The organism is Bradyrhizobium sp. TM233 (genome assembly GCF_036247965.1).
GTDB classification, from domain to species: Bacteria; Pseudomonadota; Alphaproteobacteria; order Rhizobiales; family Xanthobacteraceae; genus Bradyrhizobium; species Bradyrhizobium ottawaense.
Window position 1 is genome coordinate 1,256,883 of the sequence record NZ_BTIG01000001.1, and the last position, 7,955, is coordinate 1,264,837.

Genomic DNA, 7,955 nt, shown 5'->3' on the forward strand with positions numbered 1-7,955 from the left:
CGAATCTTTTGCTTGGCGGCCTGGCAAAAATCGGCATTGTGGCGCCATGACCGAGCAAAACGACACCCAAGAATCTTCGCAAACCAAGGCCGGCGCGATCATCGTCCCCGTGACGCTGTTCGAGCAGAACTGCACCATCATCTGGGACGAGCCCAGCAAGAAGGCCGTGGTGATCGATCCCGGCGGCGACGTGCCGAAGATCCTGGACGCGATCAAGCAGACCGGCGTCACCGTGGAGAAGATCTGGCTGACCCACGGCCATATCGACCATGTCGGCGGCGCGGCCGATTTGCGCGATGCGCTGAAAGTGCCGATCGAGGGGCCGCATGTCGCCGACAAATTCCTGCTCGACAACGTCGTGGAGAGCGGCGCGCGGTTCGGCATGACCGGGGTGCGCAATTTCGAGCCCGACCGTTGGCTCGACGAGGGCGACAGCGTGTCGATCGGCGGCCTGCGGTTCGACATCTTCCACTGTCCCGGCCACTCGCCCGGCAGCGTGGTGTTCTTCAACAAGGATCTGCGCTTCGCCCATGTCGGCGATGTCCTGTTTGCAGGCTCGGTTGGCCGCACCGATCTGCCCGGCGGCAGCCATGCGACGCTGATCAACTCGATTCTGACCAAGCTGCTGCCGCTCGGCGACGATGTCGGCTTCATATGCGGCCACGGCGCCGGCTCCAGCATCGGCCAGGAACGGATGACCAATCCGTTCATCACCGGCGAGATGTAGCGGTCTTACTCGGCGGCCTCGGTGAGCACGGGCTCGCCGAGGTGACGATCGCCCCAGTCGCGGATCGCGGCGACGACCGGCACGAAGCTTTTGCCCTTGCGCGTCAGGCGATACTCGACCTTCGGCGGCACTTCGCCAAAATCCTTGCGGTCGATCAGGCCGCTTTCGGTCAGCGCCTTCAATTCACGGCTGAGTACGCGCGGGGTGATCTCGGCGCTGCCTTCCGTGCCGCGCAACAGGCCGCTCCTGATCTCGCCATAGCGGCGCGGGCCATCCTTCAGATCCCAGATGATGCGGAGCTTGTACTTGCCGCTGATCAGCTTCTGAAAGGCCGCGACCGGACAGGTGCGCGCCGGGTTCACCTTCGCCATGTCGTCTCCTCCACGCGTCGGATTCTTGTTTTGACGCGTTTTCTTCACGCCAGCCGGCATCCACTTCGCTCGAAAACGCTATGGCGAAGAGGATAGGAGCGACGTCGAAAAAGTCCATACTATCAATTTTGTCCATACTTGCAGGATCGCTCGCAAGCCGCAGATGATGACGCACACGACGAACAGGGAGCGTCACATGAAGCACTTCATGATCCGATACGAATTCAGGAACGGCACGACGGAAGCCTGGCACCAGGAGATCGGCCGCTTCGTCAAGGCAATCGACGGCGATCCGGAGCTCAAGGGGCGGATCGGCTACCGCATCTTGAAGAATCGCGACGACGGCAGCTATTTCCATCTCGCCAGCGCCAGTGACGATGCCGCGCAAAAAGCGCTGCAATCGCGCGACTTCTTCAGAGCTTATCAGGAGATGACGCGGAAGGTTGCCGGCGGCGAGGTGACGGTGACGCCGATCGAGTGGATCGGTCAGACGGCGTAGCTCAGGCGGGATGAAGCAACGCCATCGCCACAAACTCGGCTGTCGTCCCGGAAAAGCGTAAGCGCAGATCCGGGACGACAGCGGGGCTACTTCATCAGCCCCGCGGCGGTCAGTGCGCGCGTGATGATCTGGCCGAGATCGAAGCCGCGAGCCTCCTCGCGCGTCGGCTCGGCCGGCTGTTCGGCAACCGCTGCGCGGATCGAGCGGGCGAGGTGCGGCGCGGGCGTCAGTGCCGGCTGCGCTATCGGCTTGGCTTCCGCCTTTGCAGCGTCTGCAATCCAGCCGGTGAGGCCGAAGAATTTTGCGATGTGATAGGATGAGGAAATGCCGGCCTCGATCAGGAACGCGCCTTCCACGCCATAGCGCTGGTCGTTGTCGGCCAGCCCAAGCGGCGTGCCGTGCGCCATGTCGGTGATGGCGTAGGACTCGACCAGCGTCTCGCCGTCCTTGCCCCACCAGGCCTGGCGCGGATAGCCGTCGACATTGGTCTCCGCCATCGGCGCTTCCGGCAGATCGTGCAGATCGAGCCACTGCTTGACGATCTCGTTGGCATTGCCGGGATTGACGGTGCGGTCGGCGCTGCCGTGCCACACCGAGACCTTCGGCCAGGGACCGCGATAATCCGAGGCGTTGCGCACGAGATCGCCGAGCTCGCGCGCGGGACGCGTCGGGGAATGAAACATGCCGTCCAGCGCCTCGCGCAAATTCGAGGCGATGCCATAGGGCAATCCGGCGATGACCGCACCGGCCACGAAGACTTCCGGATAGGTCGCGAGCATCACCGATGTCATGCCGCCGCCGGCGGACAAACCGGTGATGAAGATGCGCTTGGGATCGATGCGATGCGCCTCCGCCATATGCGCGATCATCTCGCGGATCGAATGCGCCTCGCCGCTGTCCCGCGCCGTATCTTCCGGATTGAACCAGTTGAAGCAGGTGTTGCCGTTGTTGATGCGCTGCTGCTCGGGCATCAGCAGCGCGAAGCCATAGTGCTTCGCGAGCGTCGACCAGCCCGCGCCGAGATCGTAGCCCGCTGCCGTCTGCCCGCAGCCATGCAGCACGACGACCAGCGCGCGCGGCTTCTGCAACTGCGCCGGCACGAACGCGAACATGCGCAAGGCGCCCGGGTTGTCGCCGAAGCCGGTGACCTCTTGCAATGGACTGGACGCATCCGCGCTTCGGCCGAGCTCGGCAAAGCGCAGACCGTCCAGCCTCGGCAGACGTCTCAACAGATCAACATTTTTGGCTAGCGACACGGCAACTTCCTGGTGGGCGGCTTTCAACGTTCAGCCAAACCAGATAGTTGCTGCATTGCAAAATAAAAAGACCGTGCGCTGTCAATCCACCAAAATCACGGGAAATTCCGCCGAAATCCGCACGAATTAACCGCAATGCCTCGCCTTCACGCCGATGCACGACGCATCCACGACAGAAATGCGGCACAGATCATGATTAATGTCACAAACAGCGCAAGCGAGACCAGAAATCCTGCGCGCGCTGATTGCAGGGCATCGACCGCGAAGAACACCGCGCCGATTGCGGCCACTCCGGCCGCATTTCCGACCTGCGCCGTCGTGCCGTACATGCCGGACGCGGAGCCTGCGGCGACAGGCTTGACGGTCGAGAGTACCGCGCCGGAGAGCGGCGCCATCACCAGTCCCTGACCGTAGCCGAAGATGATCATGATGAACGCGAGCAGGAGCGGCGATGGCGCATCTATACAGGCCGCAACAAGCGCGAGCGCGGCGAGGCCTGCGATCTGCAGCGCACACCCTTCGATCAACACCTTGGTGCCGCGATGACGCGCCCGCGCGCCGCTGTGGCGCGAGGCCACGACGAAGGCAAGCGCAAGCGGGATGAAGGCCAGGCCGGCTGACAGCGGCGGGATTTTCAGGCCGCGCTGCATGAACAGCGTCATGACCAGATAGAAGGAGAGATTGGCCAGGAAGAAAAAGAAGGCGGCGCAAAGCCCGCGCAGGAAAGCGGCATCCGCCAGCAGCGTGAGGTCGATCAACGGCATGCCGCCGGCACCAGCGACTGCGTGCTCGAGCTTCAGGAACGCTACGAGGACGACGCCGCCGACCGCCATCACGGCCCACAGCCAGGGTGCCCAGCCGACATCGTGACCAAAAAGCAGCGGGCCGATCAGGCACAGCAGCCCCGCGAACAGGACCAAGCTGCCCTTGATGTCGAGCCTCGTCCCTGATCGCCGCGGCACCGACGGCATGATGCGCCAGGCGGCACCTGCAATGACGAGGCCGCAGGGCACGTTGACGAAGAACACCGAACGCCAGCCGGTGCCGGCGAGGTCGATCGTGACCAGCAGGCCGCCGAGCAGGAAGCCCGCGGCACCCGCCAGCCCCAGCACGATCCCGTAGATGGCGAATGCGCGGCTGCGCGTCTCGTCGGTGAAGAGGAGATGCAGCGTCGCCAGCACCTGGGGCACCATCAGCGCCGCGGTCGCGCCCTGCGCCAGGCGGGCGATGATCAACTCCACCCCTGAGAGCGCGAGCCCGCACCACAGCGAGGTCGCCGTGAAGCCGAGCACGCCGGCCAGGAAAATAGTCTTGGTGCCATGGATGTCGCCGAGCCGGCCGCCGGTGACGACAAGCGTGGCGTAGGCAATCAGATAGATCGCGATCACGGATTCGATCTGCGCGGGTGTGGCATTCAGATCGACCGCAATGGTCGGGATGGCGACGTTCACGATAAAGGCATCGACGCCGAACATGAACTGGGCGGCCACGACGATGGCCAGCACCCACCAGCGGTGGGACGAATCGACTTGTTGTGTGACGATCTGATGCATCGGCGCATGACCCGGAACTATCGTTGCCTGATGATTTCAGGTCGTGGGCGGTGGCGCGATTACCTCACAGGTCAGATTCGTGCACTCTTCGCCTCTCCCCGCTTGCGGCAGGGCAATCGCACATGCTTCGCGGCGACATCGGAGCAAGCGTCTCGTCCTTCGAGCCGACCGCTTCGCGGCCTCCTCAGGATGAGGCTGAACTGCGTCGGTTTGCTTTGAAACTGCACCGGCGTACTCCGCCCTCATCCTGAGGGCCCGCCAACGGCGCGCGTCTCGAAGGATATGCCGCGGCGGAGGTTGCCTCAAATGCGATAGCCCTGCCGCAAGCGGGGAGAGGGAGAAGAGGCAACTTCGCCGCATGCCTGCATTCCGCCGCACGGGACACCGCGCGATTGCGTTCGCGCCCTCCGACACGTAGCCTCACGGTCTCAACAAACAGAAAATCAAAGCCGGAGAGAACGCCATGGCGCGCCTGAAGTTCGGAGCCTTCCTTGCCCCGCATCACCCGATCGGGGAGCATCCGATGCTCCAGTTCCGGCGCGATCTCGACCTGGTCGAGCAGCTGGACGCGCTCGGCTATGACGAGTTCTGGTGCGGCGAGCATCATTCCTCGGGCTGGGAGATGATCGCCTCGCCCGAGATGTTCCTGGCTGCGGCCGGCGAGCGCACCAAGCGGATCAAGCTCGGCACCGGCGTGGTGTCGTTGCCCTATCACCATCCCTACAACGTTGCCCAGCGCATGGTGCAGCTCGACCACATGACCGGCGGCCGCGCCATCTTCGGCTCCGGTCCCGGCGCGCTCGCCTCCGACGCGCACACGCTCGGCATCGATCCGATGACGCAGCGCGACCGCCAGGACGAGGCGATCGGCGTCATCCGCCGCCTCTTCAACGGCGAGCGCGTCACCGCGAAGAGCGACTGGTTCACCATGAACGACGCCGCGTTGCAGATCCTGCCGTTGCAGGAAGAGATGCCGTTCGTCGTGGCCTCGCAGATCTCGCCCTCCGGTATGACGCTCGCCGGCAAATACGGCTGCGGCATCATCTCGCTGGGCTCGATGACGACGCAAGGGCTGATGTCGCTGCAGCAGCAATGGCAGTTCGCCGAGGACGCCGCGAAGAAGCACGGCACGAAGGTCGACCGCGCCGATTGGCGCGTGCTCCTGACCTTCCACATCGCCGAGACCCGCGAGCAGGCGCGCAAGGAAGCAGGCGCCGGGCTGATGCGTTGGCACAATGAGTATAATGTCGGCACGCTGCAGCGGCCGGGCCTGACCGCGTTCTCCTCGCCCGACGAGGCCGTGGACAAGACCGCCTTCGTCGAGGGCGCGGCGTCTACCATCGGCACGCCCGACGATCTCGTCAAAACCATCAAGAACGTGATGCAGGTCTCCGGCGGCGTCGGCGCCATCATCGGCTTCGTGCATGACTGGGCCAATCCGGAAGCCACGCGCCGGAGCTGGGACATGGTGGCGCGCTACGTCGTGCCCGAGATCAACGGCTATATCGATGGCCTACGCAGGTCGCAAAAATTCGTAATCGAGAACCGCGCCATCTTCGAGCGCGCAGGCCAGGCGGTGATGGCCAAGATCATGGAGAACGAGAAGGCCGCCGAGGCGCTGAAGGTGACCGGCCCCGGCCGCGTCGCCATTCCCGCCGTCAACGCGCCGGATCTGCAGAAGGAAGCGGCGAAGCGGTAGGACGCGCTCAGCTCGTCGTCCCGGGGCGCGCGTAGCGCGAACCCGGGACCCATAGCCACGGATGCAGCTTTACGAAGACTCGGAGTTACCTGCCTCGCACCACAACTTCTCCCTGGGGTTATGGGTCCCGGCATTCGCCGGGACGACGGCGGTGGGTGTGACGATTTTGTGCGCAAGACGGTCGCAGCTCATCGCGACCGGATCGTGCTATGTTCGCGATGCCTGCCAACCGGAGCAATCGTCATGTCGATGCAGAATGTGGCCGCACCGGCGCCCGACTACACCGCGCCCAAACGCAACGCGCTGACGCACATTCCCGGCGACGAGGGCTGGCCGATCATCGGCAAGACCTTCCAGGTGCTGGCCGATCCCAAGGGCCATATCGAGGCGAACGGCGCCAAATATGGCCCGGTCTACCGCACCCATGTGTTCGGCGAGACCAATGTCGTGTTGCTCGGGCCCGAGGCCAACGAGCTCGTGATGTTCGACCAGCAAAAGCTGTTCTCCTCGACCCACGGCTGGAACAAGGTGCTCGGCCTGTTGTTTCCGCGCGGATTGATGCTGCTCGATTTCGACGAGCACCGGCTGCACCGCAAGGCGCTGTCGGTCGCGTTCAAGTCCGGGCCGATGAAGTCCTACCTTGCCGATCTCGACCGCGGCATCTCCGCGCGGGTCGCGCAGTGGAAGGCCAAGCCCGGCGAGATGCAGCTCTACCCCGCGATGAAACAGCTCACGCTGGATCTCGCTTCGGCGTCGTTCCTCGGCGCCGATATCGGGCCGGAGGTCGACGAGATCAATCGCGCCTTCGTCGACATGGTCGCCGCTGCTGTCGCGCCGATCCGCCGTCCCCTGCCCGGCACCCAGATGGCCGCCGGCGTCAGGGGGCGCAAGCGCATCGTCGCCTATTTCCGCGAGCAGATCCCGCTGCGACGCGGCAATCACGGCGGCGATGATCTGTTCTCCCAGCTCTGCCGTGCCACCCATGAAGACGGCGCGCTGCTGTCCGAGCAGGACATCATCGACCACATGAGCTTCCTGATGATGGCGGCGCACGACACGCTGACCTCGTCGCTGACCTCCTTCATCGGCGAGCTCGCCGCCAATCCGGACTGGCAGGACAGGCTGCGCGCGGAAGTTCTCGCGCTCGGGCTCGCGCCAGGCGCCCCGAGCAGCTTCGACGATCTCGAAAAGATGCCGCTGTCCGAGATGGCGTTCAAGGAAGCGCTGCGGATCAAGCCGCCGGTGCCCTCGATGCCGCGCCGCGCCATGCGCGATTTCACCTTCAAGGGCTTTACGATTCCCGCCGGCACCGCGGTCGGCGTCAATCCGCTCTATACGCATCACATGAAGGACATCTGGCCGGAGCCGGATCGCTTCGATCCCCTGCGCTTCACCGAGGAGGCGCAGCGCAATCGCCACCGCTTCGCCTGGGTGCCGTTCGGCGGCGGCGCGCATATGTGCCTCGGCCTGCACTTCGCCTACATGCAGGCGAAATGCTTCGCGCGGCACTTTTTGCAGAACATCGAGGTGTCGCTGGAGCCGGGCTACAAGCCGGACTGGCAGATGTGGCCGATCCCGAAGCCGCGGGACGGGCTAAGAGTGCGGGTGAAGGCGGTCTGATTTTCTCGTGTCCCGGACGCGCGAAGCGCGAGCCGGGACCCAGAATCTTGAAGCTCGTTCAGTTTGGAGCGATGGGCCCCGGCTCTGCAGCGCACCGCACCGGACGATGCTTCGCATCGCCGGGGCGCTGCGCTGCGTCCGGGGCACGAGATCTCGTAGGGTGGGCAAAGGCGCGGAGCGCCGTGCCCACGGTTCGTCGCGATGAAGAATTCGTGGGCACGCTTCGCTTT

The 7,955-nt window shown here is 64.5% G+C and carries 7 protein-coding genes; 4 read left to right on the forward strand and 3 right to left on the reverse strand.

All coding sequences use genetic code 11. From position 1 onward, the window contains the following. Nucleotides 1-46 precede the first annotated feature (46 nt). On the forward strand, nucleotides 47-727 hold the full coding sequence (locus AABA86_RS05885) for an MBL fold metallo-hydrolase (protein ID WP_338306113.1): 681 nt from the start codon (nucleotides 47-49) through the stop codon (nucleotides 725-727). Between the two features lie 5 nt (nucleotides 728-732). Here the strand turns inward: AABA86_RS05885 and AABA86_RS05890 are convergent, their stop codons facing one another. Then, entirely contained in the window at nucleotides 733-1,098 is a 366-nt protein-coding gene (locus tag AABA86_RS05890; RefSeq protein ID WP_338306115.1) for a winged helix-turn-helix transcriptional regulator, read from the reverse strand. A gap of 196 nt (nucleotides 1,099-1,294) precedes the next feature. Here AABA86_RS05890 and AABA86_RS05895 point away from each other — a divergent pair, with 196 nt between their 5' ends. Further along, a complete protein-coding gene (locus tag AABA86_RS05895; protein ID WP_338306117.1) occupies nucleotides 1,295-1,597 on the forward strand; it encodes a hypothetical protein in 303 nt (100 codons plus the stop codon). 86 nt (nucleotides 1,598-1,683) lie between these two features. Here AABA86_RS05895 and AABA86_RS05900 read toward each other — a convergent pair whose 3' ends face one another. Together AABA86_RS05900 and AABA86_RS05905 are read right to left on the reverse strand one after the other, a co-directional pair. Continuing rightward, on the reverse strand, nucleotides 1,684-2,853 hold the full coding sequence (locus tag AABA86_RS05900) for an extracellular catalytic domain type 1 short-chain-length polyhydroxyalkanoate depolymerase (RefSeq protein WP_338306118.1): 1,170 nt from the start codon (nucleotides 2,851-2,853) through the stop codon (nucleotides 1,684-1,686). A 146-nt stretch (nucleotides 2,854-2,999) separates the two neighbouring features. Beyond that, a complete protein-coding gene (locus AABA86_RS05905; protein WP_338306120.1) occupies nucleotides 3,000-4,406 on the reverse strand; it encodes an MFS transporter in 1,407 nt (468 codons plus the stop codon). Nucleotides 4,407-4,869: 463 nt separating this feature from the next. Between AABA86_RS05905 and AABA86_RS05910 the strand changes: the two genes are divergently transcribed. Beyond that, the gene (locus AABA86_RS05910; protein WP_338306122.1) at nucleotides 4,870-6,105 is read left to right on the forward strand and encodes an LLM class flavin-dependent oxidoreductase; all 1,236 of its coding nucleotides are present in this window, start codon (nucleotides 4,870-4,872) and stop codon (nucleotides 6,103-6,105) included. Nucleotides 6,106-6,348: 243 nt separating this feature from the next. Continuing rightward, complete coding sequence (locus tag AABA86_RS05915) at nucleotides 6,349-7,725, forward strand: cytochrome P450 (protein ID WP_338306123.1); 1,377 nt, start codon at nucleotides 6,349-6,351, stop codon at nucleotides 7,723-7,725. The last annotated feature ends 230 nt before the right edge of the window (nucleotides 7,726-7,955 follow it).

Bases quoted from the DNA above. Each gene is read 5' to 3' on its own strand.
- AABA86_RS05885 (WP_338306113.1), top strand. From the start codon at position 47: ATGACCGAGCAAAACGACACCCAAGAATCTTCGCAAACCAAGGCCGGC.
- AABA86_RS05895 (WP_338306117.1), top strand. From the start codon at position 1,295: ATGAAGCACTTCATGATCCGATACGAATTCAGGAACGGCACGACGGAA.
- AABA86_RS05905 (WP_338306120.1), bottom strand. From the start codon at position 4,406: ATGCATCAGATCGTCACACAACAAGTCGATTCGTCCCACCGCTGGTGG.
- AABA86_RS05910 (WP_338306122.1), top strand. From the start codon at position 4,870: ATGGCGCGCCTGAAGTTCGGAGCCTTCCTTGCCCCGCATCACCCGATC.
- AABA86_RS05915 (WP_338306123.1), top strand. From the start codon at position 6,349: ATGTCGATGCAGAATGTGGCCGCACCGGCGCCCGACTACACCGCGCCC.
- AABA86_RS05890 (WP_338306115.1), bottom strand. From the start codon at position 1,098: ATGGCGAAGGTGAACCCGGCGCGCACCTGTCCGGTCGCGGCCTTTCAG.